Source organism: Aliikangiella litoralis (assembly GCF_052495765.1).
This window is the reverse complement of the sequence record NZ_CP199292.1, coordinates 2,997,169-3,023,161: the sequence shown is the minus strand read 5'-3', so window position 1 is coordinate 3,023,161 and position 25,993 is coordinate 2,997,169. Positions and strand designations below refer to the sequence as shown.

At 39.4% G+C, this 25,993-nt stretch carries 22 protein-coding genes; 5 read left to right on the top strand and 17 right to left on the bottom strand.

Annotated features, from left to right (window positions below; translation table 11 throughout):
* Nucleotides 1–48: 48 nt before the first annotated feature.
* Both ACT5E3_RS12355 and ACT5E3_RS12350 read right to left on the bottom strand, forming a co-directional pair.
* A complete protein-coding gene (locus ACT5E3_RS12355) occupies nucleotides 49–342 on the bottom strand; it encodes a hypothetical protein (protein ID WP_444993843.1) in 294 nt (97 codons plus the stop codon).
* Between the two features lie 101 nt (nucleotides 343–443).
* The gene (locus ACT5E3_RS12350) at nucleotides 444–1,301 is read right to left on the bottom strand and encodes a BON domain-containing protein (RefSeq protein ID WP_444993842.1); all 858 of its coding nucleotides are present in this window, start codon (nucleotides 1,299–1,301) and stop codon (nucleotides 444–446) included.
* Between the two features lie 399 nt (nucleotides 1,302–1,700).
* On the opposite strand from ACT5E3_RS12350, the gene ACT5E3_RS12345 reads away from it, so the two are divergent.
* The gene (locus ACT5E3_RS12345; protein WP_444993841.1) at nucleotides 1,701–2,549 is read left to right on the top strand and encodes a GGDEF domain-containing protein; all 849 of its coding nucleotides are present in this window, start codon (nucleotides 1,701–1,703) and stop codon (nucleotides 2,547–2,549) included.
* A 117-nt stretch (nucleotides 2,550–2,666) separates the two neighbouring features.
* Here ACT5E3_RS12345 and ACT5E3_RS12340 read toward each other — a convergent pair whose 3' ends face one another.
* The 9 genes from ACT5E3_RS12340 to ACT5E3_RS12300 all read right to left on the bottom strand — a co-directional run bounded on the left by ACT5E3_RS12340 (nucleotide 2,667) and on the right by ACT5E3_RS12300 (nucleotide 13,215).
* On the bottom strand, nucleotides 2,667–4,097 hold the full coding sequence (locus ACT5E3_RS12340) for a class II fumarate hydratase (RefSeq protein WP_444993840.1): 1,431 nt from the start codon (nucleotides 4,095–4,097) through the stop codon (nucleotides 2,667–2,669).
* Between the two features lie 39 nt (nucleotides 4,098–4,136).
* A complete protein-coding gene (gene acnA, locus ACT5E3_RS12335; RefSeq protein ID WP_444993839.1) occupies nucleotides 4,137–6,905 on the bottom strand; it encodes an aconitate hydratase AcnA in 2,769 nt (922 codons plus the stop codon).
* A gap of 10 nt (nucleotides 6,906–6,915) precedes the next feature.
* Nucleotides 6,916–8,304, bottom strand: a complete 1,389-nt coding sequence (gene nhaA, locus ACT5E3_RS12330; RefSeq protein WP_444993838.1) for a Na+/H+ antiporter NhaA — start codon at nucleotides 8,302–8,304, stop codon at nucleotides 6,916–6,918.
* On the bottom strand, nucleotides 8,297–8,503 hold the full coding sequence (locus ACT5E3_RS12325; protein WP_444993837.1) for a hypothetical protein: 207 nt from the start codon (nucleotides 8,501–8,503) through the stop codon (nucleotides 8,297–8,299). The genes nhaA and ACT5E3_RS12325 overlap by 8 nt, the downstream gene beginning before the upstream one ends.
* 82 nt (nucleotides 8,504–8,585) lie before the next feature.
* Complete coding sequence (gene hflC, locus ACT5E3_RS12320; protein WP_444993836.1) at nucleotides 8,586–9,575, bottom strand: protease modulator HflC; 990 nt, start codon at nucleotides 9,573–9,575, stop codon at nucleotides 8,586–8,588.
* Nucleotides 9,572–10,630, bottom strand: coding sequence for an FtsH protease activity modulator HflK (hflK, locus tag ACT5E3_RS12315; RefSeq protein ID WP_444993835.1), 1,059 nt, complete (start codon nucleotides 10,628–10,630; stop codon nucleotides 9,572–9,574). The genes hflC and hflK overlap by 4 nt, the downstream gene beginning before the upstream one ends.
* Before the next feature lie 790 nt (nucleotides 10,631–11,420).
* The gene (locus ACT5E3_RS12310; protein ID WP_444993834.1) at nucleotides 11,421–11,606 is read right to left on the bottom strand and encodes a hypothetical protein; all 186 of its coding nucleotides are present in this window, start codon (nucleotides 11,604–11,606) and stop codon (nucleotides 11,421–11,423) included.
* A 179-nt stretch (nucleotides 11,607–11,785) separates the two neighbouring features.
* On the bottom strand, nucleotides 11,786–12,763 hold the full coding sequence (locus ACT5E3_RS12305) for a hypothetical protein (protein ID WP_444993833.1): 978 nt from the start codon (nucleotides 12,761–12,763) through the stop codon (nucleotides 11,786–11,788).
* Between the two features lie 305 nt (nucleotides 12,764–13,068).
* A complete protein-coding gene (locus ACT5E3_RS12300; RefSeq protein ID WP_444993832.1) occupies nucleotides 13,069–13,215 on the bottom strand; it encodes a hypothetical protein in 147 nt (48 codons plus the stop codon).
* A 127-nt stretch (nucleotides 13,216–13,342) separates the two neighbouring features.
* Here ACT5E3_RS12300 and ACT5E3_RS12295 point away from each other — a divergent pair, with 127 nt between their 5' ends.
* From ACT5E3_RS12295 to arsJ, 4 genes are read left to right on the top strand one after another with little or no spacing between them, the layout of a single operon-like run.
* Nucleotides 13,343–13,738, top strand: coding sequence for a metalloregulator ArsR/SmtB family transcription factor (locus ACT5E3_RS12295; protein ID WP_444993831.1), 396 nt, complete (start codon nucleotides 13,343–13,345; stop codon nucleotides 13,736–13,738).
* Nucleotides 13,739–13,743: 5 nt separating this feature from the next.
* A complete protein-coding gene (arsB, locus tag ACT5E3_RS12290) occupies nucleotides 13,744–14,778 on the top strand; it encodes an ACR3 family arsenite efflux transporter (RefSeq protein ID WP_444993830.1) in 1,035 nt (344 codons plus the stop codon).
* Between the two features lie 2 nt (nucleotides 14,779–14,780).
* Entirely contained in the window at nucleotides 14,781–15,071 is a 291-nt protein-coding gene (locus ACT5E3_RS12285) for a protein-tyrosine phosphatase family protein (protein ID WP_444993829.1), read from the top strand.
* Nucleotides 15,072–15,093: 22 nt separating this feature from the next.
* Nucleotides 15,094–16,323: an organoarsenical effux MFS transporter ArsJ gene (arsJ, locus tag ACT5E3_RS12280; protein ID WP_444993828.1), complete on the top strand. Its 1,230-nt coding sequence runs from the start codon at nucleotides 15,094–15,096 to the stop codon at nucleotides 16,321–16,323.
* A gap of 176 nt (nucleotides 16,324–16,499) precedes the next feature.
* Here arsJ and ACT5E3_RS12275 read toward each other — a convergent pair whose 3' ends face one another.
* From ACT5E3_RS12275 to ACT5E3_RS12250, 6 genes are all read right to left on the bottom strand, one after another.
* The gene (locus ACT5E3_RS12275) at nucleotides 16,500–17,252 is read right to left on the bottom strand and encodes a LytR/AlgR family response regulator transcription factor (RefSeq protein ID WP_444993827.1); all 753 of its coding nucleotides are present in this window, start codon (nucleotides 17,250–17,252) and stop codon (nucleotides 16,500–16,502) included.
* An 11-nt stretch (nucleotides 17,253–17,263) separates the two neighbouring features.
* A complete protein-coding gene (locus ACT5E3_RS12270; RefSeq protein WP_444993826.1) occupies nucleotides 17,264–18,865 on the bottom strand; it encodes a sensor histidine kinase in 1,602 nt (533 codons plus the stop codon).
* Between the two features lie 221 nt (nucleotides 18,866–19,086).
* A complete protein-coding gene (locus tag ACT5E3_RS12265; RefSeq protein WP_444993825.1) occupies nucleotides 19,087–22,296 on the bottom strand; it encodes an efflux RND transporter permease subunit in 3,210 nt (1,069 codons plus the stop codon).
* Nucleotides 22,296–23,444, bottom strand: coding sequence for an efflux RND transporter periplasmic adaptor subunit (locus ACT5E3_RS12260; RefSeq protein WP_444993824.1), 1,149 nt, complete (start codon nucleotides 23,442–23,444; stop codon nucleotides 22,296–22,298). The genes ACT5E3_RS12265 and ACT5E3_RS12260 overlap by 1 nt, the downstream gene beginning before the upstream one ends.
* Nucleotides 23,445–23,880: 436 nt before the next feature.
* On the bottom strand, nucleotides 23,881–24,885 hold the full coding sequence (locus ACT5E3_RS12255; protein WP_444993823.1) for an ornithine cyclodeaminase family protein: 1,005 nt from the start codon (nucleotides 24,883–24,885) through the stop codon (nucleotides 23,881–23,883).
* 98 nt (nucleotides 24,886–24,983) lie between these two features.
* Nucleotides 24,984–25,949, bottom strand: coding sequence for a threonine ammonia-lyase (locus ACT5E3_RS12250; RefSeq protein WP_444993822.1), 966 nt, complete (start codon nucleotides 25,947–25,949; stop codon nucleotides 24,984–24,986).
* Nucleotides 25,950–25,993: the final 44 nt, after the last annotated feature.

Here is a 25,993-nt window from a genome sequence, read left to right as displayed (position 1 = left end):
TGGCATAAGCCGCTATTGATTATTATGAAATTTAGATTAGATTAAATTTTATTTACCAAACATTTTAAACTTGGCTGAATGATAAGCATCACTAATTGAGTTCCAGGTATGTTCAAACCCCTGCTTAACATCTTTCCAGGTGTTATCATCAGTTTTCCGTAACTCTTTAAGCTTTTCAGCTCCCTCATTGCACTTGCTTTTGAACATCTCGATTTGTTTTTGATATTCCTTTTTCAATTCTGCTGACGCTGTCCGCTTTTTGGCTTCCAGCACCTCAATCTCTTTATTCCATTGAACAAGTTCTATTTTTACTTTTTCAACATATTTTTTGTGCTCACTCATTTGAATTCTCCAATCAACAGAGGTATTTGTTAGACAGCTGGTCTTCAAGTACTAAACCAACTGCCCATTAGCTTGCAATTTGTGGTCAAAAAATTTCAGTTTTAAGGCTGTTCAGCATAAGGTAGTATGTGTTTCAGTTTATCAGCGTCAACCTGCCTGACACCGTTTACTTGTTCGGCCAGTTCTACAACAAGCTTCCGTTCAACATCACTACCCAACTGACCACTCAAGGTTACATTTCCATTGAGAGTACTTACTGAAATATTATTGCTATTAACATTGCCTGAATACAAAAAAGTCGATTTTACTTTGGTTGTAATCCAACTATCAGCAAGTTGTTGGCCGACACCGTCCTTTGAATGTGTTGCTTCATCCAGTTTCGAGATTTTCTTGTCCTTAATTTTCAATTGATTATCCAAAGCTCTCACATCATGAGTACTTGTCGCCAGACGTCCAGCCATTTCTTTTGCCATTAAGTTATTGGCAGTACCTTTTAGGGTTACTTTACCTGCGGTAGTTTCTACATCGCTATTTAAATCATCAGCGTGCTTGCTCCACATCAGCTTTGATTTAACCGCGGCAGTAATAGTTGCATCATCAACACTCTCAGCAAAACTTCGCTCTTTGCTTTTCACAGACACAACATAGTTCTTATCAATCTTAATTTTATTGTCCACCTTCTTAATCCCCTTAACACTCAGAGCAATTTGACTGGCAAGCTCTTTGTTAACAACCGCGTCAACCTTTCCTGTCAATGTTGCTTTACCGTTTTTTACCTCTACATTAATATCATGAACACGTAAAAATCGGCTTAGTGCATAAGTTGTTAAAATTTGAGTTTTATGACGCACATCAGCAACTGTATCAGGTGCAGTATCCGCGTTAGTAGTATTGATTAATGACAACAGCGTCAGGATAATGGTGTAGGTAAAAAAGGTAATGCATTTCGAGTTGTTCATATTATCTCCAAAGAGAAAACTCTCTTCATTCATAACTATCAGTTGTAAGAACAACAATCATATTTTACTCGGAAAGATTCGTCTGTACGTTAGCGTACCAAATGAGAGCAATGTTATTCCGCTATCGGCTATAAAATTGCCCAAATAGTTCAAGAGCAATTCAGATTATCCACTCTATTCTTTTTGTATGTTCTATGCTAAGCGTGAAACGTTGCTCATAACGAACGGCAAAGCCAATGAACTGATATTGTTCAGGAATACTAATTTGATAAAGCTTCTTCCTCTAATATTGCAGAAGTTTTAATTTGTAGCTCGTTATTTAACGAATGCTTGAGGGCTTGGACTATAATTAAACTTCTTAGCTACATCTAGATAGAGCTCACTTGGAATACCTTTACATTGAAAACAATCTTAAACATTCTAGACAAACGTTCGCCCAGGTTTATTTGGCGATTGGTTTTGGTGATGGTATTCTCAATCAGCGCTTTTTCAATGGTGTTAGGTAAAGTTGTTTTTGTAGAATTTTTTTATATTTTCCCTATTGTTCTTGCTAGTTGGTATGGTTCCAGGAAATCTGGAATGATCTTAGCTGTGGTATCAACGGTTTTTTTGCTTTTAATTAATACCCTTCATACTGAGTTTGAAGCTATTACTTTATTAAATTACGGTCTCCCCTGCCTGATCAACTTTTTTGTTTTGGCAATACTGATTACAAATTTCCGTAACGTTCATCGCATAGAATCGATAGCTGCCGATTTTGATAATCTAACAGGCATTAATAATTCAAGAGGTTTTTATATCGAACTGGCTAATGAATTAGTGCGTTCATCCAGATACGCGCACATCTTCTCACTTGCTTATTTAGATATTGATAATTTTAAATTCGTCAATGATTCTCGTGGCCATGCCGCTGGTGATGAGTTGCTGATTGGAGTAGCTAATTGTTTGAAAAAATCTTTAAGAACAACAGACACAGTTGCAAGGTTAGGCGGCGATGAGTTTGCCTGCTTATTGCCAGAAACAAGACAAGAAGAAGCCAAAGCTGCTTTTGCAAAAGCAAGTAATCTATTGGAAAAATATATGATTCACGGAAAATGGCCGGTTAGCTTTAGTGTTGGTATGGTAACATTCGAGACGATGCCTTCCGATATTAAAGAAGCTATGAAAATAGCGGATGAACTTATGTATTCGGTAAAAAACTCAGATAAGAATAATATTTCATATAAAATTTGGCATGGAAAAGTCTAATTAACCTCAGTTCTGGATAAGAAATTCAAAATAATTAATAGAATCATTTTTATTTTCAATGACTTTAAGCCCAATTAAATTGAATGGCCGTTTCCACTTGAGCTCAGGTTAATTAATTCATTGTAATTGAGTAATTTGTCTATTCAAATGTTCATCCAGCAATTGATTAAACTCTGCAACACTGTATAAGCCTAAAGTCTCCGCAGCTGTAGCTAAAGATATGCTTTTTTCAGCTGCCTGTTTGACGATTTTGCTAGCGACATCATAGCCCAGCTGAGGGGCTAATAATGTTATTACCGACAAATTGTTACGCATATTGGCATCGATTTGAGTTTGATTAAGTGCTAATCGCTGAATAGCGTTTTTTGAAAAAGAGGTTATCGCATCACTCAATAACTCAATACTTTCTAAAACGTTGTGAATAATTACGGGACGGTAGGTATTCAGTTGCAAAAGCCCATTCGAAGCGGCAAGAGATGTTGTTAGATCATTACCAATAACTTGTAAACATACCATGCTTAATGCCTCGCATTGGGTGGGGTTTACTTTACCCGGCATAATGGAGCTGCCCGGCTCATTGGCAGGCAGATGCCACTCGTTCAAGCCACATCGTGGTCCGCTACCCAGCAGTCGAAAATCATTGGCTATTTTAAATAGGGTTGCGGCCAGCTGTTTAAGCGCACCACTCAATTTCAGTAATGTTTCCTCGCCGGAAACAGCAGCGTATAAATTAGGGTGTTGAGCAAAAGGTAATTGATATTCTTCTGCTAACAGCTCAATAGCTTGTTGACCAAATAACTCTGGCGCATTCGCACCTGAACCTACCGCCGTCCCCCCCAGTGCTAGCTGGTACACCAAGTCCATACTCTCTTGAATTGCCTGTTTTGCTGCATTTATCTGACTGCCATGAGCCGACAAAAGGGCTCCGGCGTTGATAGGCAGCGCATCCATCAAGTGAGTTCGTCCTACCGTATAAACGCTTTCAAACTCCTTTTGTTTTTGGCGTATCTCATGCTCGATTAACTTGAGCGAAGGCAGCAAAAATTCTGTAACCTGTTTGGCAACGACGATATGCATGGCCGTAGGAAACACATCGTTGGATGACTGCGACATATTGATGTGATCATTGGGATGCAAAAAAACACTACTTGCTGAATTATCCTCTTGTTCGCTCTGACAGATAAAACTGTTAGCCAGTGATGCAACAACTTCATTAACATTCATATTAGTTTGTGTGCCCGAACCCGTTTGCCATATTCGCAATGGAAATTGATCGGCGTGCTTTCCTTTCAGCACTTCATCACAGGCGTAAACAATAGCTTCGAGCTGCTCTTCACTTATTAGCTCTAGTCTATAATTAACTTGCGCACAGGCGCGCTTGATTGAAACCAGGGCATCAATAAATACCGTTTCAAAAACATGTTTTCCAATAGCAAAATATTTAAGTGATAGCCGAGTTTGTTTGCCCCATAGAGCGTCTTTTGTTACACCTGTTTCAGCACGCTCTTCGGCAGTTATGTGTTGCTGAGTTTTAGAGAATTCATTCATCGTAACTTTCCTGATCGGTTTAATTATGACACCACTAGCTTAAATCGGCGTTTTTATAAATTGCCGTGCAACGTAGGGTAAAACACCTCCTGCGAGAAAGTAATCCAATTCGCGATTATTATCGATTCTGAGAATAACCGGAATGGTTTGGGTTGTAGCATTAGGTTGGCCGGACGATGAGTGTGTTCTCGCTCTTGTTATTGTCAGCGTCAGTTTTTGGTTGAATAGTTGCTGCTTATTATTAATAGCATCTGTCGACCATTCGGTGGTAATGGGTTCAATAGTTATGGACTCATCGCCAAGCAACTGCAAGTCACTTACTGTTTTTTCTGGCAACAGTTGCAATGGCATAACCCCCATCCCGATCAAATTACTGCGATGAATGCGCTCAAAACTTTCTGCAATGACGGCCTTAACATTTAGCAACAAGCATCCTTTTGCGGCCCAATCACGACTCGAGCCTGTACCGTATTCTTTCCCTGCAAAAATCACCAAAGGTATATTCTCCTCGCTGTAATATTGGCTAGCCGCGAAAATTGTCAACGGCTCAGGCGGTGCAATGTGACTGAGGCCAGTAGTTTTATTCTTCTTCGAAACTCGGGTGAACCCGCCTTCTATTGGCTTAACTATTGCGTTTTTCAACCGCTTGTTCGCAAAGGTTCCACGCACCATCACCTCATGGTTGCCACGACGCGCGCCATAGCTGTTAAATTGCTCAGGCTTCACTTGGCGTTCAAGTAGATATTTGCCAGCCGGGCTATCTGCGCTTATTTGCCCTGCGGGAGAAATATGATCGGTTGTAATGGAGTCGCCCAGTATCGCCAATATTTTTGCGCCAATAATAGGTTCAGGCTCTTCATTGTGTTGAAAGAAAGGTGGCATGCGAATATAAGTTGACTCGACATTCCAGGGGAAACACACGCTGTTTTCAACACTTAAGGCATCCCAATATTCATCGCCTTTCAGGATATCTTGATATGACTGTGCGTAAAGCGTTTGATTAACCTGCAACATTACTTGTGTCAATTGTGTACTGTCGGGCCAGATATCACGTAAAAAAACGGGGTTGCCTGCTTTATCTATCCCTAAAGGTTCATTGTCAAAGTCAATTCGCGTGTGCCCGACCAGAGCAAAGGCAACCACCAGTGGCGGCGAAGCCAGCCAGTTGAGTCGAACCGATGGGTGAACTCTTCCTTCAAAATTTCGATTTCCTGAAAGCACTGAGCTGACTTGCAGCTTATCGCGCTCAATCACCGATTCAAGACCTTCATTTAAAGGGCCTGAATTGCCAATACAGGTTGTACAACCAAAGCCGATGCGTTGAAACCCCAGCTGATCAAGGTCACTTTGCAAGCCGGAGCTATCCAGATAGCTGGCAACGACTTGCGAGCCTGGTGCAAGAGAGGTTTTAACATGTGGCTTGACCGATAGGCCTTTTTCGACAGCGGCCCTGGCAAGCAAGCCTGCAAGTAACATCACTCCAGGATTGGATGTATTGGTACATGAAGTTATAGCTGCGATCACAAGGTCGCCGTCCATTAACTTTGGCTGCTGATGATTGGAGTCAATCGGTAAAGTATGTCCAGCCAATTCGATTTCTTCCAGCGTTTTTCGTTTGATCGCAGCAAGTGGTAACCGGTCCTGTGGACGTTTGGGTCCAGCAACGCAAGGCACAATTTCATTTAAATTAATGCTTAAGCTTTCACTATACTGGGGCGATTCGGTCTGATGTTCGGTGTTGTAAAACAGGCCCTGCGCAACCGCATAATCATGTACTCGCTTAGTTAATGAGGCTGAACGATTGGTTAAGGTTAAATACTCAATAACTTTTGCGTCAATTGGAAACAACGCACAAGTCGCGCCATATTCTGGTGCCATATTAGCGATGGTAGCACGATCAGCAACGCTGAGTTTGATAACACCGGAACCATTAAACTCGACATATTTACCTACCACGCCGTAGTTTCTCAAAATTTCGGTAATGCTTAGCACCAAGTCTGTCGCGGTAACGCCTGGCGCTAACTCTCCGACTAGCTTGACGCCGACAACATTAGGTGCGTTTAAACTGAGCGGCTGTCCTAACATCACCGCCTCGGCCTCGATGCCGCCTACTCCCCAGCCAAGCACACCAAGTCCGTTGACCATTGTGGTATGACTGTCAGTACCTACCAAGGTATCAGGATAGAGCACGCCCTCTTTTTCACGCACCACTTGGGCAAAATACTCGAGATTGACCTGATGGCAAATCCCTTTGCCGGGTGGAACAACGGTTAGATTATTAAAGGAATTCTGGGCCCATTTTAAAAATTGATAACGCTCTTGATTACGTTCCATTTCGCGTTGACGATTGTGTAGTAAGGCTTCGGAATGGCCAGCTTGATCGGCGATCACAGAGTGATCGACAACTAAATCAACAGGACACATTGGATTAATATTTTCAGCGTCACCGCCGCCAGCGAACACGGCATCGCGCATTGCTGCCAGATCGGCAATAGCGGGTACACCGGTATAATCCTGCATGAGCACTCGACTGGGATAAAATTGAAATTCAAAATCACCACCATCACCTGTTTTGCTTAATGATTTGATTAGTGCCTGCAAAGATCCCATATTTTCCCTGTCTACATTACTTTCAAAGTTCCGCATGACATTTTCTAAAAACAGTTTGGTAACAAACGGCTGTTCACTCAGTACGAAGTTAAAATCCTGGGCTAGTTTCTTTAAAGACCAATAGCTCTTTTCAAAACCATTTTCATCTAATCTCGTTAAGTAGCGTTCACGCCATTGCTTTTTCGTCGTAGGAGTCATACCAATGCCTCTAAGATTTCGGGACGTGCTGTTGCTGTGCATAACAGGAAGCGTTGTTCACATCCACATTGTTTGTAGAATTAGAAAAATACCATAACAACGCAAAACCGAGCAACGCAGAGAATACTGATGCTGAGAGAATCCCTAGTTTAACAGCATTAATTTCAGCAGGATTAAAAGCCAGGTTGGCAATAAATAAAGCCATAGTGAAGCCAATACCAGCTAACATGCCACCACCAAGAATCATTCGCCAATTTAAACTGGATGGCAGTACGGCGACTCGCAGTTGAACAGCAGCCCAACTGAATAAGAAGACTCCCAAAGGTTTGCCAACCACGAATCCAAAAATTACGGCCATTGTTAGTGGCGTAATAAAATTTGTTCCGGTAAGTGGAATACCTGCATTAGCAAAAGCGAACAGAGGCATTACAACAAAACCAACCCAAGGATGAAGCACTATTTCAAGGCGCTCAACTGGCGAAAGCGTTTCACGAGCCGCTGCCTCAGCCGTTTTTAATGCCTTGCGTTCAGGCGTATCACCACTCCAATGATCGCCAGGAGGATAAGCGACTATGCAATTGACAATAGTATGCAATCGTTCATCAGTTACCCATTTTCTGGTTGGGGTCATTAATCCTAGAATAACGCCGGTAACCGTTGGATGGATCCCTGAAGCATCAATCGCTAGCCATATAAGGCTTCCCACCATAAAAAACAAAGTCATACTACGGATGCCAAGAAAGGACATCATTTTAACCACAATGAAACCAAGTAACGCCAGTCCAACAGCGAGCCAATTAATATCACTGCCATACCCAATAGCGACGACGATGATGGCACCGATATCATCAACTACAGCCAATGATAGCATGAACACTCTTAGGCTCTTTGGAATACGCTGACCGAGTAGTGCAAGGCAACCAATCACAAAGGCGGTGTCGGTTGCCATAACCGTTCCCCAACCTCGCTGACCAGATTCACCATATTGAAAAAATAAATATACCAGTGCTGGCACTAACATTCCACCTATGGCAGCTGAAATTGATAGCATCGCAAGCCGAGGATTACGCAATTCTCCGAGCACTAGCTCTCGTTTGAGTTCCAATGCAATCAAAAAGAAAAACAAGGTCATTATTGCATCATTGATCCATCCATGTAATGAGCGCTCAAACACTATATCTCCTAAATTTATTCCAAGGGAGATATGCCAAAAGCTGGCAAAGGTTTCACTCAGTGGTGAATTTGCCAAGGATAAAGCCAATAGGGTGAATAACAGCAAAACAACGCCTGCCGCCGCTTCAACCTTAACAAATCGATTAATGGGTTGGACTATCCAGTCAATATGCTCTTTAGGTAATTGTGTTGAATGACCTCGCTTACTACTTGCAGGTTCAATCATCAGCTTCACTTTGTTTTGATTGAACGTTGTTATCAACCGCTAATAGGTCCAAGTTTTCATCCTCTAGCTCGCGATCAAGTTTGGCAAAATTGATTGCATCCTGAAGCTTGTCATACCGATAAGTTTTATACTTGTAGATGCATTTTTGTTCACAAGTAATGCCATACTTTTTGAGCATTGATGTATCATTGGCTTTCATTTTCGTTATCCCTAAAAATTTGGAGTAATCCAGTATCAACGGTTCAAGATTGATGTCTATTTAACTGATTCATTTAACTGATTTAAGGCTCTGTAATTAAAATATCCTTAGCGGATTCAATGCCATTTAGAAACTTAAATAAATCACTATCGGTCGATAAAACCAGGGTTGTATTTTTAGCAATAATTGTCGAGTAAGACTGCATTGTTCGAGTAAACTCATAGAGATTGACAGATTGCGAGCTTTGATTGTAGGCAAGCGCATAAATTTCTGTTGCCTTTGCATCTGCAAGTCCACGAATTTCTTCAACTTGTTGGTAAGCTTCTGACTGAATTTTATTCAGCTCTCTCACTCGATCACCACGAATTCGTGCAGCTTCGCCATTACCTTCAGATAAAAAACGTTCTGCAATCTGCCGACGTTCACTAATCATGCGCTCATAAATTTTAGGTCTGACACTCGCGTTATAGTTGATCCGTTTAAAACGAATATCCAGTAGTTCAATACCAAACACTTTGACTTTATCCGCTGCCGCGGTAAATATTTCTTGCTCCACCAGTTTTCGTCCTTTATGAATAGGTACTAGCAATCCAACATTTAAATCAGAATCATTATTTTCTAATACCTCAGTTTGTAATGGTTCTCGATTTTTTGTGGTACGAATGATTTCGATAAGTTCATGTTTTGCCACAGCATTACGCGTTTCACTGCCCAGAATATCATCAAGCCTGGATTGGGCACTACGTTCATCTTTTAGCCGTAAAAAATACTGCAGTGGATCGGTAATTCGCCAACGAGCAAATAAATCAACGGAAATATAGAGTTTGTCTTTGGTCGGCATATCCGAAGGATCACCATCCCATTCCAATACACGCTTATCAATAGCATTAACAGCCTGAATAAATGGCATTTTGATATTAAGGCCGGCTTCGATAACTGATTCGCCCACGGGTTTACCGAATTGAGTAATAATGACTTGCTCTACTTCACTAACTGTATAAAGTGCACTTTTTAAACTAAGCACGACCAGCACTATTAGCCCGATGAATATCGAATTTTTTAACGTTTTCATTGTTTTTCTCCTGTCTTACCATCAAGGTTAAGCAGGGGCAAAACATTACCGGTTCGTTCATCAATGATGATTTTCGATTGAATGTTCGGTAAAACGGCCTGCATCGTTTCTATGTAGATTCGGCGTTGGGTTACCTCTGGGGCTTTAATGTATTCTGAGTACAGGGCATTGAATCTGGCGGCATCACCTTCGGCTTCATTTATTCGTTTTATGCGATAACCATCTGCCTCGCGAATACGCTGATCTTTTTCACCTTGTGCAAGAGGGATGACTTTGTTGTAATCTCTGCGCGCCTCATTAATCAGCTTTTCTTTTTCCTGTTGCGCCTGATTGACTTCATTAAATGACTCTTGAACCGGTTTCGGAGGATTGATATTTTTCAACTGAACCTGATCAATACTGATCCCCATTGTGTACTTAGTCGAGAGTTCCTGCATTTTCGTAAGCGCCTCAGATTCAATGTTCTGGCGACCAACTGTTATCACTTCATCAACAGTGCGATCACCTACGACTTCGCGCATAACGGATTCAGAGACATATCTCAGTGTTTCACTAGGCTCTCTTACCTCGAACAAAAACTTAACCGGATCTGAAATTCGGTACTGCACCACCCATTCAACTAGTGCAGCATTTAAATCACCGGTCACCATTTGCGTTTCACGGCTGTGATCATAAGTTCTAGGCATTTGATAGGGATCAGTTGCGCCGGGTGTCGCAAAGCCAAATTCTTGTTTGAGTTGCCTTTTGACCGGCACGATAGTTGCTGAATCAATACCCAGAGGAAATTTAAAATGTAGACCAGATGGGACGTCATGGGTGTATTTACCAAACCTCTGAACCACCGCAACCGAATCGCTTGGAACCGTATACAATGCAGTCCATATGAGTGTGCCGAGAAAAATGACAGTTAAGAGGGACAAAAATCCTGACGGGCTTCCCCCCGGAAGAAATCGTTTAAAACGCTCAGTATTTTGTTTAATGAATTGTTCGAGCTCGGGGGGAGAGTTGTTTCCTCCTCCCCACGGATCACCTTGTGGGTTATTATCTTGGGACACGGAATCTACCTCCCTTTTTAGGCAAAAGACACTTTCGCCATCTAATCTAATATGGGGGCAGAAGTTAGAAATACAAGCTGTTTATATCATTTAGCAAACAGTATTATCGGTACCTAAATCGATTAACAGTAATCGGTTCAATTAGATTGTAGTTTTCATAGTAACTTTCAATCTCGTAATAAACAAATAACTCTTCTTCCAATGTGCCAAACGTGATGCGATATGTTAAAAAACAATACAAAATATGAAATAACAATATATGTCGCGAAAAACAAAATGTTTTTAAGCTGAATATAGTCATGAATCAATGATACTAAACATAAATGAGAACACACACATTTAAGCGGTAATATAAATCTTAACCTATTAAAACTTATTAGTGTTTTTTATAACAGGAATCTAAACAAGATAGTTTCAATAGGTTATTTCTTAAATTGTGTGACTCATAGGCATCCTTTTACTACACTTTCCTCAATTTCTAATACATAGTTTATATGAAATTGAGTCTCCTGATTGGTGTAGACAAATCAGTATTAGCAATTTGTATTAATAGCCACCCCTGAGTTCTCGCGTTTTGGTTCTGTTGTGAGGCTTTATCAATAAGTGAATCAACCTTTTCTTCTATATCGCCAATTTTTCTCTTCAATTTCTTCATCAAGCATACGGCCTAAATCTTGAGAAGCTTACTGTAATATTTCTGAATAAGACTTATCGCTTGCTCCGCCATAAAACTTTTGAATAATTTTATCCAAACCAAAAATTAAATCTGTAGTTTCAGATAGTACATTATCTAAATCAAAATAGAAGTCCAGAGGCTACTATCTTGAAACTCAAATTTACCAGTTGCTCTTCCAAACTTATCATTCTCAATAAACAAATACTTGGCATTGAGCTTTTTTAGGATTGCAAGTAACTTCCCCTCATATTCGACCGATTCTCTGATTTCAACCAGGTTTTCATTTGAACAAATAGACAATGTCTTCATCTAGGAAATAGTCTAATAAGTTTGAAATTCTATTTTTTAGTAATGAGTCTAGAATATTGTGATCGAGATAGACCGTATTTTTTCACTATTAATGTAATCTTTTTGCTTTTATTCACTTTGTTTTTTAAGTTTTGTATTAATTATTTTAATTTGAATACTAACTCCCAAAATCACTTAGTTTGTTCCTTAGAGCGACGTGCTTCAAAATACTCGATAGCTTCTTTATCTTTTTGAATATATTTTTCTAAGCTAATACCTTCAGGTGATATTGGAAGGTTTGCTGCATTCACAACTTTCGCGAATTCATGGATATCAAGCTTAGTTTTAAAATCGCTGCTCCTATAACCTTTACATTGCAAACATACCTCAACATAGGACAAAGGTGCATTTTTTTCGTCAAAAAACACTAGTAGATGTCTTGGAATATAGCAAAGTGCTTGGGCGTATTTACGAGTTTTAGGCTCTTTAAATACCTGCTTCCAATTAGAATGTTTTACGACGGTGCCTTTGTGTTCTTTGACAATGGTGGATATCTCCCTTCCGCCTAGTGAAATCCCCATAAAATGCTTTGGCATTTTTAAATCTGGATAATAGTACATTTTTGCATGAGAATAATTTTGCGGAGGGATTTCTGAGTCCTTAAACGGAAAGTCAGACTTTGCTTCTTTGTCTATCTTACAAAAACCAATACCAGCATAAATTCTACCAAGCTGGTTTCTCTCGGCAGTCATAGCAGATATCGACAAAGTCGTTTCTCCGTCTTGAACGGACTTATCTTGAGCAATGTGGTTGTATCTTATAACTAGCTTTCCAAATACTGAATTAGCTAGTAACCACATGGCATCATCATCATCAATATCATAAAAACCTAATATTTCTAGCTTTGGGTTGTATGGCATTTGACCCTCGCCCTCCCAAACTGGGGACATGTAAACCTCGCTCTTACTTGCTCTTTCTATTCTGAATTTAACTTTAGGCGTAGAACTCTCAACATTCGTGCCATCTAGCTCGTTCAAAGACTCTAATTCACAGATTAAATTATGGTCAGAAATCTTTGACTTTAATTCATAATCTAAAGCGTTTTTCTCTCTTGCAGTAACAGGAGATAGAAGTGTATAAAGAATAACAAAAACTATGATTTTTCTCATAATTGCTCCATAAAATTTTCTTTGTTTAATAGTCCATAGATACAGCTTCCCTCGACACAAACAGCTGCTGAAGATTCATCGCTTAGTCCTTTTACGGGAACCTCTATAAATTGTTCGTCTAACAAACAAGCTTTTATATTGATAGCTTGTTTGTACCAAGTTTTAATTCAACCACTTACGAATTTATGAATTTATCACAAGTTTATTGGCCACTCAGGATATGCTTTAAAGTAACCGAGCTTTCACATGGATTCAATTTAATTTTGAATTTTTCTTAGTAAACCCTCGTTGACTTTTTTAGCATCTCAGATTTGTGACCATTGGCGAACCAGATTATGGTATATTCCAGTGAGCTGCACTAGCTCCGGCGCATCATCGAGTTTGCTCGTCAGGGATTGAATTGAATTGTCTAAATCGAAAAGTAAACGGCGTTTTTCATCGCTACCAACCATACTCTGGAGCCATTCGAGCTCACTGTTACTTACAGTTACGCTCTTAAAAGTTTCACTTTACTTTCGTTCGTCTCCTGCATAATATATGCATATACACATATACATATATTATTATAAACGGATCAAAATGTTTTTGTTGATCCAAGATAAACAAAAAAACGATTTAGCTATGTTTGAGCCGACACAGTTTTATAAGTGCCTTTCGGACGATACCCGATTAAAGATCTTACTTCTTATTCTGAAGGAGCGTGAGCTATGCGTGTGTGAACTGACCACCGCTCTCGATGAGATCCAGCCGAAAATTTCACGGCATCTTGCCTATCTGAAAAACTCTGAGATCCTTGAAGATGATCGTCATGGACAATGGGTGTATTACCGATTAAACGTAACGCTTCCTGCCTGGGCGATATCGATCTTGGAAACGACGGAAGCCAATCATTCACAAGCCATTGAAAAACCTTTGAGTCGACTAACCGACATGGGTGATCGACCGACTCGAAAAGCTTTTTTGTGTAAAGGCTAATGAAGATGGGCGTATTTGAACGTTATTTGTCGTTGTGGATTTCATTAGCAATTCTCTTGGGGCTGACTCTGGGTAACTTTTTCCCCGATACTTTTCAGCAGATCGCGGCAGTTGAATATGCGCACGTGAACCTGGTCGTTGCCTTGCTAATCTGGGCCATGATTTATCCCATGATGATACAGGTGGACTTTGCGTCGATGAAACAAGCGAGTCGACAACCGAAAGGACTGATGTTAACGCTCGTCATCAATTGGTTAATCAAACCCTTCACTATGGCGCTTTTGGGTTGGCTGTTCTTTGAACTGGTGTTTGCATCCTGGGTAGATCCAATGACAGCAAAGGAATACATCGCGGGTATGATTTTGCTGGGCGTTGCCCCCTGCACGGCTATGGTTTTTGTGTGGAGTCAACTCACCAATGGCAATCCCAGTTACACCTTACTGCAAGTGTCAGTAAACGATGTGATTATGATCTTTGCATTTGCGCCAATTGCGGGATTGTTATTGGGGATCAGCGGAATTTCTGTTCCTTGGGAAACGTTAGTTTTGTCGACTGTGCTTTATGTTGTATTTCCGTTAATTGCGGGAGTGCTCACGCGTCGCTGGTTGCTAAGTTCATCGAGCCCCCATCGAATGACGCGTTTTTTAATATATTGTAAACCTTGGTCGATAGTTGGGCTTTTATCCACGGTCGTGTTGTTGTTTGGCTTTCAGTCTGAAGTTATCTTAACTCAGCCATTAGCAATGGCCATGATCGCCATACCCTTGTTAATTCAAACTTACGGCATTTTTTTCATTACGTTCTGGTTTGCCAAAAAACTTCAGCTTTCCTATGACGTTGCAGCACCAGCTTGTTTGATAAGCACGTCTAATTTTTTTGAGTTGGCGGTTGCTGTAGCCATTTCCTTATTTGGCTTACATTCCGGCGCAGCGTTAGCGACCGTGGTCGGTGTTTTGGTTGAAGTCCCAGTCATGCTCTCGCTGGTGGCTTTTACAAACCGTTCTAAAAATTCTTTTACTATTATTCATTCCGAGACTTAATCATGCATCCTTATGATATCTTACATTTAGAAACGGGCGCACTCATTTTTACGCCCTGTCCGGGTACCAAAAATACCATTGCCATTCATTGCAAAGGCGGCAGTGGTCGCACCGGACTCATGGCGGCATTGATTATGCGGATGATGGATATGCCGCTGGCTGATGTGAAAGCAAAAGTGAAACAGCTTCGGCCAAAAGCACTTTCAATCCCCCTACACCTCCATTTTTTAGATACATTTTTATTAATGAGTGGGGATATGCCAACCGAACCGCAGAGTTGCTACAGATGGTGATTGAGCAAGGAGTCTAGATCACATGAGCATGCTGCAAGGGTTATCCACCGAAATCCGGCAATATATGATCATAACGGGCAACTATTGGGCATTTACCTTGACCGATGGTGCGTTACGTATGTTAGTCGTATTGCATTTTCATCAGCTTGGTTACAGTCCCTTGCAGATCGCCATGTTATTTTTATTTTATGAAATTTTTGGCGTGATAACCAATTTAGTCGGTGGTTGGCTTGGCGCTCATCTCGGTTTGAATAAAACCATGAACGTGGGATTGGTCATGCAAGTGGTAGCGCTTGGATTGTTGCTAGTGCCATCAAGCTGGCTTACCGTGCCCTGGGTTATGGCGGCACAAGCGCTCTCCGGGATCGCCAAAGATCTAAATAAAATGAGCGCTAAAAGTGCCATCAAATTACTGGTACCGAAAGATGCGCATGACAAACTCTATCGGTGGGTCGCACTGCTCACGGGATCGAAAAATACACTCAAAGGTATTGGTTTTTTCATGGGCGGCTTGCTGCTTTCCTTGTTAGGTTTTAAGGGCGCGATGTTGTTCATGGCCATCATGCTATTGCTGGTTTGGATCTTGAGTGTAATTAAACTGAAACAGAACTTTGGCAAAAGTAAAAATAAACCAAAGTTTTCGGAATTATTTTCTAAAAGCAAAGCTATTAACTATTTATCGGCGTCACGTTTATTTTTATTTGGTGCACGGGATGTTTGGTTTGTAGTGGCATTACCAGTTTTTCTATCTAGTAAATTAGACTGGTCTCATTCTTATGTAGGTGGTTTTTTAGCATTATGGATCATTGGTTATGGCGGCGTTCAAGCCCTCACTCCTAAGCTGACGCATCGAGACAAAACACAAACGCCTGGTGGTCGAACCGCTTTTATTTGGGCAATGTCTTTGGCCTTTATTCCTGCCCTCATCGGTCTCAGTTTTTATCAGTCATTTGATATTGAGTTTGCCCTAATATTTGGTTTACTAATTTTCGGTGTGCTCTTCGCTATCAACTCATCACTGCACAGCTTTTTGATTGTAAATCTGGCAACAGAAGATGGCGTTTCACTCGATATCGGTTTCTATTACATGGCGAATGCTATGGGACGCCTGCTCGGCACCGTATTATCGGGCTGGATATATCAAGCCTATGGGCTCGAATGGTGTTTGTTTGTGTCTTCGGGATTCCTATTGCTCGCAGCAGGATTGTCTTTATTGATCCCTGCTCAACCGAACACGGCATTATCAAAATAATATTATGGCGAGTTTGCATTCTATTGTAATAGTCTAACATCACATCACCAGACCCAAATTTCGAAGGTTGTCTTTTTGATAACAATCACATTCAAAAATATCATTCAATGGTTGTGATAGATAATGTAAGTAGCTGACTGGATATTCCATTAAAAAGCTAGTTTAGCCCCACCCACTCATATTTTTAACCTATCACGTAGTCGCTCTGCATTTTCACGGCTAACAACTAAATGATTACCATCAGAAAAATGAATTTTTAAACGCCCACTATCCCAGATTTCAATATCAAAATCAGCGTCAAGATTAACAAGCGAACTTCGATGAACTCGCATAAACCGCTTAGGGTCGAGCCTAGATTCCAGCTGCGTTAAACTTTCATTTGTCCAAAACCTTTCCCCATCGGCGCTATAGATATTAATAAGCCTATGTTCCGAGCGAATGAAGTTTATATCTTCGATTTTTAGCAACTTGATGCGTTTAGCTTGACGTACAGCAATTTGTTGTATGTAATTTTTTTGTGGTAGGTTGTCAAGAACTGAATTTATTTTCTCATTCCAATTAAGCTTTAAATGCTTAGAGACTTTATCTAGAGCCTGTTTTAAACGAGACTCGCTAATCGGTTTTAAAATATAGTCTACCGCAGAGACTTCAAAAGCTTTAACTGCATATTCGTCATAAGCCGTGGTAAAAATGACTGCGGTGTTTGAACCGTCCTTTAACCTTAATACATCAAAACCACTCATTCCTGGCATTTGGATATCCAGTAATAAGACTTCTGGTTGAAAACGGGTAATTTTGTCTATTGCTTCTTGCCCGTTTCCTGCTTGGCCAATCACATCAAAACGATTATCAAGATCGACATAGCGTTGCAACTTTTCTCTAGCAGCCGCTTCATCATCAACAATAAGTACACTAATTTTTTCTTTCATTTTAAATGAATCTAAGTTGAAACCAAAGGTACTTGAAACATTGCAATAGCCCCACGTTCAGAAGCATTTAATAAAGTAAATTGACCGTCTGCACCATATAAAATTTTTAATCGGTTTTCAATATTTTGAAGTGCCATACCTAACCCTTTGGAAGAGTGGTTGAGTAATCCAGGTCCGTCGTCAATTACTTTAATTTTAAGCAAGTTACTGGCTTTAAACGCCACAATTTTAATGTTCACTGGTTCAATCTGATTGTCAACAGCATGTTTTATCGCATTTTCAACCAGTGGCTGGATCGAGAAAGAAGGAATACTCTCAACTAAACATTGTTCATCAATATCCATTTCGTATTGAAATTGTTCGCCGTAGCGGATTTTTTCTATACTGAGATACTTTTCTACCAAATCAAGTTCTTGTGCAAGTGAAACTTCATCTTTATCAGATATCTGCAATACACCTCGCATGAGTTCAGCAAGTAGTTCAATCGTGTGTTCAGCCTTTTTCGGATCGGTTGTCACAAAATTATGTATAGAATTTAATATATTAAATAAAAAGTGTGGCCTGATTTGGGAACGCATAGCGATCAATTCAGCTTTGGCTGCCAATCCAGCTAGCGCTTCTGTTTTTAATTTTTGTTGGTGTTCATACTCTAGCGTTTGCAATACTTTAATATGACCTTGTAAATATAAGGCAGCAGTCCGAACCCAGTTTAAAGCTTCTGAAAACCACGGCATCCAACGTCTAAGATAGCCCAGATGGACTTCAATTTTAGGTTCACTTTTAAGCTTTAAGGTATGAACGGCATGTGGCATTGGTCGATTAATAGAAACTTGAGTAGAAAACAAATGCGAAAGATAACTTTCTACTTTTTTGATTGATTGATCAATTTCTGTTGACTGAGTTAATATCGCCGGTAATTCGGAGTGAATAAGTGACAAGCTGGTAATTGGTGGATGCCATAATGAATTTAACTTTCGGTCAAACCAACTAAAAAGTAGACCAAAAGTGATTACAAAAGCGAAGAGAAGCAGCATTTGAGAATTAATATCAAGTTGTCTTAAATTCATCCAGAATATTAACTGACTCAATACAAAAACAATAGTAATGACCATTAAAATTCGAAGAAACTGTCGCAGAATGACGTCCATAAATTGAGTACGAAAGCGATACCAACAAAAACAAAGTGATAGCGCAACCGTTGATGTAATTGAAATAATTCCTCCGGCTCTTCCGTAGTCGATAAGATAAACTGAAAGTATCAATAATAGGACGATAGCCATTACATAACGGAATGCAGGTTTGATAAATTGGCGACCTTTTTCAACCGGACGTAACCCAGAAACAAGCATGGCGACCCAGACAATACCAAAAGCAGCCATATAAGCAAGCGCATATCGATTTCCAAATTGATAATCTCTTTGATCAAGTGGCAAAGCGGTCTTCATTGACATTAGAATAGTAATGATCGAAATAATGAAACAAACAATAAAAAGCTTCTTTGCATCACGACTGATAATAGAAAGCATAGAAGCCATTGGGTTATGTTTTTTAGGCATGACAGTTAACTCACCTAAAAATAACGTAGAAAGAATACAAGGCATGATAGAAAGCATCCAATACCCCAGTATGGAGCTGTACTTTAAAACTTCACTTATTTCAAACCCGAGTGCGAGATAGAAAGTAGCACTAATAAAATGAAAGGAGAAACTGAGTACCATTAAGTACCAAAACAGATGGACGAAAAAATTATCTCGCCTTTGAGGAAAAAATCGCCAGGACAACAAGAAGTGTAAATAAGCCACTGCTGCGTGGATAGAGAACAGAATAAAGCAGCTCATGTAGTAGCATCTACCTTACTAGCCTTTGCTTTTCTCGGTAGAAAAAACATTATTTTCTTTAGTGAAAATCGCATATCGGATCGATTAATTCGTTCGTTAATATCATCAATTATTACAACGCAGATTGGCAAAAATATCAATAGCAATAATGAGGCGGCTAAAAGTCCGCTCAATATAGTAACAGCCATTGAACCTGCAATCCCAGCACTACCCGATAAACTAACTGGCAACAGTCCAAATATCGTCGTTATTGTTGTCAACATTATAGGACGAAATCTCAGCTTAACAGCTTCAACTGCGCAATTTCTACTGATCTCTAGATTAGTCAATTGAGCATTCTGTTGCATTGCGGGATTATTTGAACCGATTGGTATGTTTTGAGACACTCGTTTGTTTTTCTGCTTAAGTTGGTTGTAACAACTAATCCAGACTAAAGAGTCATTAACAACAATTCCTATTAATCCAATAATCCCTACAAGGCCAAATAGACTTAAACTTCTCCCCATTAAGGTCATACCCCATATTACGCCAATATAGGCTAAAGGAATTGTTAACAACACAACTAATGGTTGTGTATAAGAACGAAATAGCATCGATAAAATAAAATAACACAAACCTAGTGCTAACAATGCAGATTGAAACATTGATGTCAGTGATTTTTGTGTACTACTAAACTCTCCAAGTTGTTCGAATGAAACGCCTTCCGGCAAGAGAGAGTCAGTAACAGATTTTTCTATTTCTCGATGTGTCTTAAATACAGATAGAATAGATTGATCGATATCTGCAGTAATTGAAATATAGCGCTGCCCATTAAATCGCTTAACTACATCTGGCGCAAGTTGCTCACTAAAGTGACCAAGTTGACTGAGTGCTATCACTTGTCCATCTTGTAAAGTAATATGACTAATACCACTAGATTGCCAATCTTGCGCTCGCTTAGCCATTGCGTAAATATCGACAACTTCATCTCCCCTATCGAGTTTGGCAATTTTCTTACCTGTAACCGACATATGCAATAGCTGACCAATTTCTTTAGGTTGAAGATCATAATAGGCAGCCATTTCTTTATTAACATTAAATACACTTTCTGGAATGCCATCTTCAAGCGGATTAGAAATATTTTTAATTGACGGTATAGCAGCCAGTTTGCTCGCGACATTCTCGTATGCTTTTGCAAGTAATTTATCATCGTTTCCATAAAGAAAGATTTTTACTGGTGCTGAAATTGGCGGTTTATTTTTAGCCAATACGAGATTAAGTTTTTCTAGGCCAGGAATATTTTCTAAAATTCGTTTAACATTTAATGATACTTCATTAGCAATGTTAAAATCGTAAGCACTCTTTTTAAGAAGAAGTTCTATGGTAGCTAAATGAGAACGATTAAGTTGATTATAATTATAATCACTCCAACCATTAAGAATAATAACATCTTTAATCTGCGGAATGGACTCTAGTGCTTTGCGTTTATGTGTCATAAGTTGACGAGTCAAAGGTAAATCCGTTGTCTTTGGAAAAGTTAAATGTACACGTATTGAACGAACCTCATCGTCATCAAATAACTTAAAGTCCATAGTGAAATAAGCCAGTGTACTGGTGATTAATAACAAAGCAAAAAAACTGGCAATGACTCGCCCAGGAAATTTCAGTAATCGACTGACCAGATGAGCCATTTTTGAAGCTAGTCGGTTTATATTTCGGTTAAAATAGTTGTGTTTAATTTTTTCCTGCTGCTCGGATAACGATTTGCTTTTGTTACGACGTTGATAAATATGTACAGGTAAAATAATAAAGCATTCTACTAAAGAAGCAATTAGTGCCAGAATGGCGACTTTAGGAATTTGCGAAATAAAATCCCCCATTCCTCCGGTCATTAATAACAATGGCAGAAACGCCGCAATCGTTGTGCCTGTTGAAGAAAAAACCGCTGGCATGACTTCAACTAACCCTTGCCTGATTGCTTGCGCTCTTGAAATGCCCTGTTCGAGTTTGCTACAGATATTTTCCAGTACGACAATTGAATCATCTACTATCATTCCACAGACAAGAACAAGACCAAATAAAGTAAAAGTATTTAAGCCAATGCCTAGGACATCCATAACAATAAAAGTTACAACAAATGAAAAAGGAATACCAATTGCTGCATAAAACGCATTATGGATACCGAAAAAGCACCAGAGTATTAATACAACTAATGACATACCGAGAATTATCGACTGTGCTAGTTCTCCGAGTACTCGGCTAACAATAAAGCTTCTATCCTGAACAACTATCAAACGCATTGACTGTTGTTGACGTTCAAACTTAGCATTAACCTGTTTGATAACTTGATTAGTCGCTTCTGAAAGCATTGATATATTACTACCCTGACGTCGAAAGATATTGATGTACCAGGCTTTGTCTCCTTTATAATTAATACTTAGCTTTTCAGGAGAAAGTACTTCTGAAATTTCAGCCACCTGACCTAACGCTAAAGTGCCATTATCAATTTTGATTGGAATAGCAGACAACTGTTCAATATTCTTTGGGGCAGAACTTACTCTGATTCGATTTAACGACAATAGTGTCTCAACTCTGCCAGCAGATTGATCAGTTATTGCTTTTTCTACAATACTAACGACTTGATCAATTCGCACTCCTAGCTGCAAAAGCTTTAGCTGATCAAATTGTATTTCAACTCTTTTTTCACGGTCACCCAATGTTTCAATATGTTCGATATGTTTAATATTTTTGAGAACTTGCTTGATCTCATACCAGGCATTATGTCTCTCAAGATCGGCCCCCCCTTTTAAAACCAAGGTCATCGCAGGAAAAATTCTATTGACAGGACGACTAACGTAAGGACCTTCCAGATCCGGAGGTAGATCGACAACTTGACTTATCAACTGGCTTATTTCAGTCGCAAGCTCGTCAACATCGTGGTGACCATCAACAAACTTTACGGCCAATAAAAGTTGTGATTCTCTTGAGTCACTTTTTACTTCATCAACACCTGGAATATCTTTTATTGCAGCATGTAGTAATCGAGCGACTTTTAAATCCATTTCTTCTGGTGATGCACCAGGTAGAATTGCACTGACACGCAAACCGGTTCCTGGAGGTTCGGGTAATTCAGCAGTTCCTAAATTTGTAAGCGCAAGCCCCCCTAAAAGAAACAGAACAATAAAGAGCAGATTGATCGCTCTTCGCTGTTTAAATAGCTGCATCATTAAAGTATTTCCTCAATTGAGTTACTCTTGTCGGAAATTTTACCGACAGATACATTTTCAACTGATATTTTTTGAGTTGAAGACTTTTGAAACGATGATTTCCCAAGTGGTATTGTTGATATCTTTTCTCCAGGCTTAACCTTCTCGTTACCCATGACGATAACTTTTAGTCCAACAGATAAATCTTCAAGTCCTACTCTCGCTACTCGACCTTCATGTACGGTTAAGACGTATTGACCATTATCATCCTCAGAGATTGCATGCGAAGGCACCGATAACCGATTTTCTATAAGCTTTAATACCAATACTTGTCCACTGAAGATATCTTCTAATTCAAAGTTTTTCGCATTGAGCCTGTTCGACAAATTAAACTCAACGGTTATCATTCCGTTCTTAATATTTGTTTTTGGTGAGATGCTTGCTATGCTCAAAACAGCATAATTAAAATTTTCAAATACAAGATGGGCTGTGGACGATTTTAATCGTCTAACTTCTTCTGGTGTAAAGCTTGCTGTAATTCTTAAATGACTTCTATTAAGTAATTCAACAACTTTTTCACCCAGCATCAATTGTTTTCCTACTACTGGCGAATCTGTAACCAAAACCCCATCGAAAGGCGCAATTATTTGGTGTTTCTGCAAACTATACTTTGCGAGTTTCGCTTTAGCCTGGTAAGCCAATAATTCGCTATTTGCCTGTTTTAGTTCTAAGTTGGCTCTATCGTATTCAGCCTTCGAAGCAAGCTTTTTTTGGTAGGTTTTCTCTACTCTAGAAAAACTAAGCAGTTTCTGTTTTACTCTAATTTTTGCCATATCGACTTCAGCTAAACTCAAGTCATACCGAGCATTCGCTTCGCGATCATCTAATTGAGCAATTACACTACCTGCTTTTACTTGACTTCCCATTTCCAATCTTTTTGAAACAATAACGCCAGGAATTTGCGAGGAGATAATCTGAGATTGCGGAGTGTAAGTAGTACCCAGTATATCTCTAATTAATACCGCCTTTTCTAATACAGTAACAACCGCTACTTTTTTCTGTTGTTCTATCGCTTGATGGTCTTTTGCCAAGCCATTTTTTGAAAAAGTAAAAAATGTTAACAGGCTTAAAATTTTTAGACAATTCATCTTCAACCTAAAGTTTTTCATTGAGATATTCCTCATCAGAATAATTCACAAGCGATGTGATTCTAACCAAGAGTAATATTGCTTGTAGTATATTTAACAGCTTAATGACATTTCACTTCACTTGGGATTAAAATAGGACCAATCGCATAATACTGATACCAACAGCATCCAATTCATACAAAATAAACTAATTAGATAATAGCCAGTAGGTAGTTACCAGTAGTTAATTACCAGTACTTTACTTGGCTTTTGAGTCAGTATTAGTCAATTGTTAGCAGCATCTAATACACCATAAGAACAAAGATTAATTAATCATGTTTACCAATTACAGATATAGCTATACATCAACCTTGTGGACATAACTTGCCGTCAAACTTCAAAAAGCATTTCGTATGATTTAATCTATTCGTACTAAATCATACGACACCAGTTACCCAATGACCTCTATGTTGATTCACTATTCAGTGTCTTTAAGTTCTCCGAACTCAACCCATAAACCTTCACCTGTTTGCTTTACTTTTTTATAGATATGATTAGCCGCAGCCACATCTTCTAAACCAATTCCCAATGATTTAAACAATGTAATTTCACTATCAGATTCTCTTCCAGATAAGTTATTAATAAGAATTTCTCCAATTTCTCCAACAATATGATCATCAGACAATGCCCCTTCTTCCTTAGGAATGAGAAAATCACCTGCTTCATTAAGTGTTGACTCTATGCGATCAACATAAAGCCTAGACTTAACAACTGCATTAGTATCAAGCTCTCGCATAAATGGTACACTTGCTCCAGCCCCATTGATGTGTACACCTTTTTCCAACCATTCGCCTTTTAAAATTGGTTCTGCAGCCCAGGTGGTTGTACAGATAATATCAGCCCCTTTTACAGCTTCTTCTGCACTAGAAAAAGATTCGATCTCCATTTGATGACGCTGTGACTCATTTAAGGCAAATTTCTTAGCATTTTCTGGGTTTCGACTCCAGACATTAACCTTAGTAATATCACGAATGAGTAGAATCGCTTCAAGATGCTTTTTTGCTTGTACTCCGGAACCAAGAATCGTCAAAGTTTTAGCGTCTTTTTTTGCCAGTAGTTTAGTTGCCACAGCACTTGCAGCCGCTGTTCGAATTGCAGTAATTTCGCTGGCATCCATAATGGCCAAAGGACAACCTTTATCCGTTTCGAAAAGCATAACCATACCTTGATGGGCATCATATTGTGTGCCGATATTTCCAGGCATAACACTAAAGGCTTTTAGTCCCATCACATTGTTGTCACCCATAAATGCCGGCATCATTCCTAAAATACCTTTTTGCTCTGGTAACCACATTGCTCTTCGCAGTGGATTAATCGCGTTATTTTTATGCAGCATTTCCAATGCATTTTCCATTGCGTCAATACATTCACGCATTGGCAACCATTCTCTAACTTCATGTTGATTAACGATAAGTACTTTCATTGTTATTTCCTCAATTTTATATTTTGTTTTAATATACTGGTCGCAAACTTTTATAAGTTTGGTAGCGTTAAATCACTTACTGATTAAGTCCATAAAGATTAATCAGGAATTTCACCTTTGATTATTTTAGTCAGTTTTGAAGAGTCAATATTGCCACCAGAAATGACACATACAATCTTTCCACCGCCGGCTTTTCCCGATAATGCAGCGGCTACAGATGCTGCTCCTGCCCCTTCCGCAACTATACGGTTGCACTCAATTAAAACTCGTAATGCAAAAGCAATTTCTTCCAGTGAACTAACAATCGATGTATCGATCATTTGACTCGCAAGTTCCCACATTTCCGGTAATAAACAAGGAGTTCCCATACTGTCTACAAAACTCGGGTTAAATCCAACATCTACTGGCTCACCAGCGGCTAAAGCAGCCGAGAAAGGTGCAGCACTAGCCGTTTCACAGGCATAAACATTCACCGCTGAATTAAGAGATTTAAAGGCTGAAGCAATACCACAACTTAACCCCCCCAAACCATAGGGTGTAATGACCGTATCAACATCGGGTAAATCTTCAAAAATCTCCAGTCCAATTGTACCGTTACCAGCCATAACTGCTGGATCACTTACCGGGTGCACAAATAAACCTTCAAGTCCTTCATGTTGATGAGTGCTTATAATATTAAACCAATCAGCAAATGGTACTTTCAATATTTCGCAGCCTAATTGTCTGATTCGCTCCAACTTGGTATCCTGAGCAAAGTCAGGCACCACTACAGTACTTTTTAATCCTAACTCTCTTGCATACCAACCAACCGCTTGTGCCATATTTCCTGCACTTGCTGTCCACACGCCTTTGTTTAGAATCTCTTTGTCAGCTGATAAAATTTTGTTACCGGCACCTCTAATTTTAAAAGAATTAATGGGTTGTAAATTTTCCAGCTTTAAATAAATATCAGCTGGTGACTCCTGATAATTCAGTTTTATCAGTGGTGTTCTTACAACAGCATCTGATGTTCTCTCATAGGCTGCCTTTATTTCATCTAATGGAATAATGTCATGTGAAATCATATTTTTTCTCGCTTTATTTTGCTTAAATCAAAACTTTACACACT

Bases quoted from the DNA above. Each gene is read 5' to 3' on its own strand.
- ACT5E3_RS12295 (WP_444993831.1), top strand. From the start codon at position 13,343: ATGTTTTTGTTGATCCAAGATAAACAAAAAAACGATTTAGCTATGTTT.
- nhaA (WP_444993838.1), bottom strand. From the start codon at position 8,304: ATGATTGAACCTGCAAGTAGTAAGCGAGGTCATTCAACACAATTACCT.
- ACT5E3_RS12275 (WP_444993827.1), bottom strand. From the start codon at position 17,252: ATGAAAGAAAAAATTAGTGTACTTATTGTTGATGATGAAGCGGCTGCT.
- ACT5E3_RS12305 (WP_444993833.1), bottom strand. From the start codon at position 12,763: ATGAGAAAAATCATAGTTTTTGTTATTCTTTATACACTTCTATCTCCT.
- hflC (WP_444993836.1), bottom strand. From the start codon at position 9,575: ATGAAAACGTTAAAAAATTCGATATTCATCGGGCTAATAGTGCTGGTC.
- ACT5E3_RS12270 (WP_444993826.1), bottom strand. From the start codon at position 18,865: ATGCTTTCTATCATGCCTTGTATTCTTTCTACGTTATTTTTAGGTGAG.
- arsB (WP_444993830.1), top strand. From the start codon at position 13,744: ATGGGCGTATTTGAACGTTATTTGTCGTTGTGGATTTCATTAGCAATT.
- ACT5E3_RS12260 (WP_444993824.1), bottom strand. From the start codon at position 23,444: ATGAAAAACTTTAGGTTGAAGATGAATTGTCTAAAAATTTTAAGCCTG.
- ACT5E3_RS12350 (WP_444993842.1), bottom strand. From the start codon at position 1,301: ATGAACAACTCGAAATGCATTACCTTTTTTACCTACACCATTATCCTG.
- acnA (WP_444993839.1), bottom strand. From the start codon at position 6,905: ATGACTCCTACGACGAAAAAGCAATGGCGTGAACGCTACTTAACGAGA.
- ACT5E3_RS12255 (WP_444993823.1), bottom strand. From the start codon at position 24,885: ATGAAAGTACTTATCGTTAATCAACATGAAGTTAGAGAATGGTTGCCA.
- ACT5E3_RS12250 (WP_444993822.1), bottom strand. From the start codon at position 25,949: ATGATTTCACATGACATTATTCCATTAGATGAAATAAAGGCAGCCTAT.
- ACT5E3_RS12285 (WP_444993829.1), top strand. From the start codon at position 14,781: ATGCATCCTTATGATATCTTACATTTAGAAACGGGCGCACTCATTTTT.
- ACT5E3_RS12300 (WP_444993832.1), bottom strand. From the start codon at position 13,215: ATGGTTGGTAGCGATGAAAAACGCCGTTTACTTTTCGATTTAGACAAT.
- ACT5E3_RS12325 (WP_444993837.1), bottom strand. From the start codon at position 8,503: ATGAAAGCCAATGATACATCAATGCTCAAAAAGTATGGCATTACTTGT.
- ACT5E3_RS12265 (WP_444993825.1), bottom strand. From the start codon at position 22,296: ATGATGCAGCTATTTAAACAGCGAAGAGCGATCAATCTGCTCTTTATT.
- ACT5E3_RS12340 (WP_444993840.1), bottom strand. From the start codon at position 4,097: ATGAATGAATTCTCTAAAACTCAGCAACACATAACTGCCGAAGAGCGT.
- arsJ (WP_444993828.1), top strand. From the start codon at position 15,094: ATGAGCATGCTGCAAGGGTTATCCACCGAAATCCGGCAATATATGATC.
- ACT5E3_RS12355 (WP_444993843.1), bottom strand. From the start codon at position 342: ATGAGTGAGCACAAAAAATATGTTGAAAAAGTAAAAATAGAACTTGTT.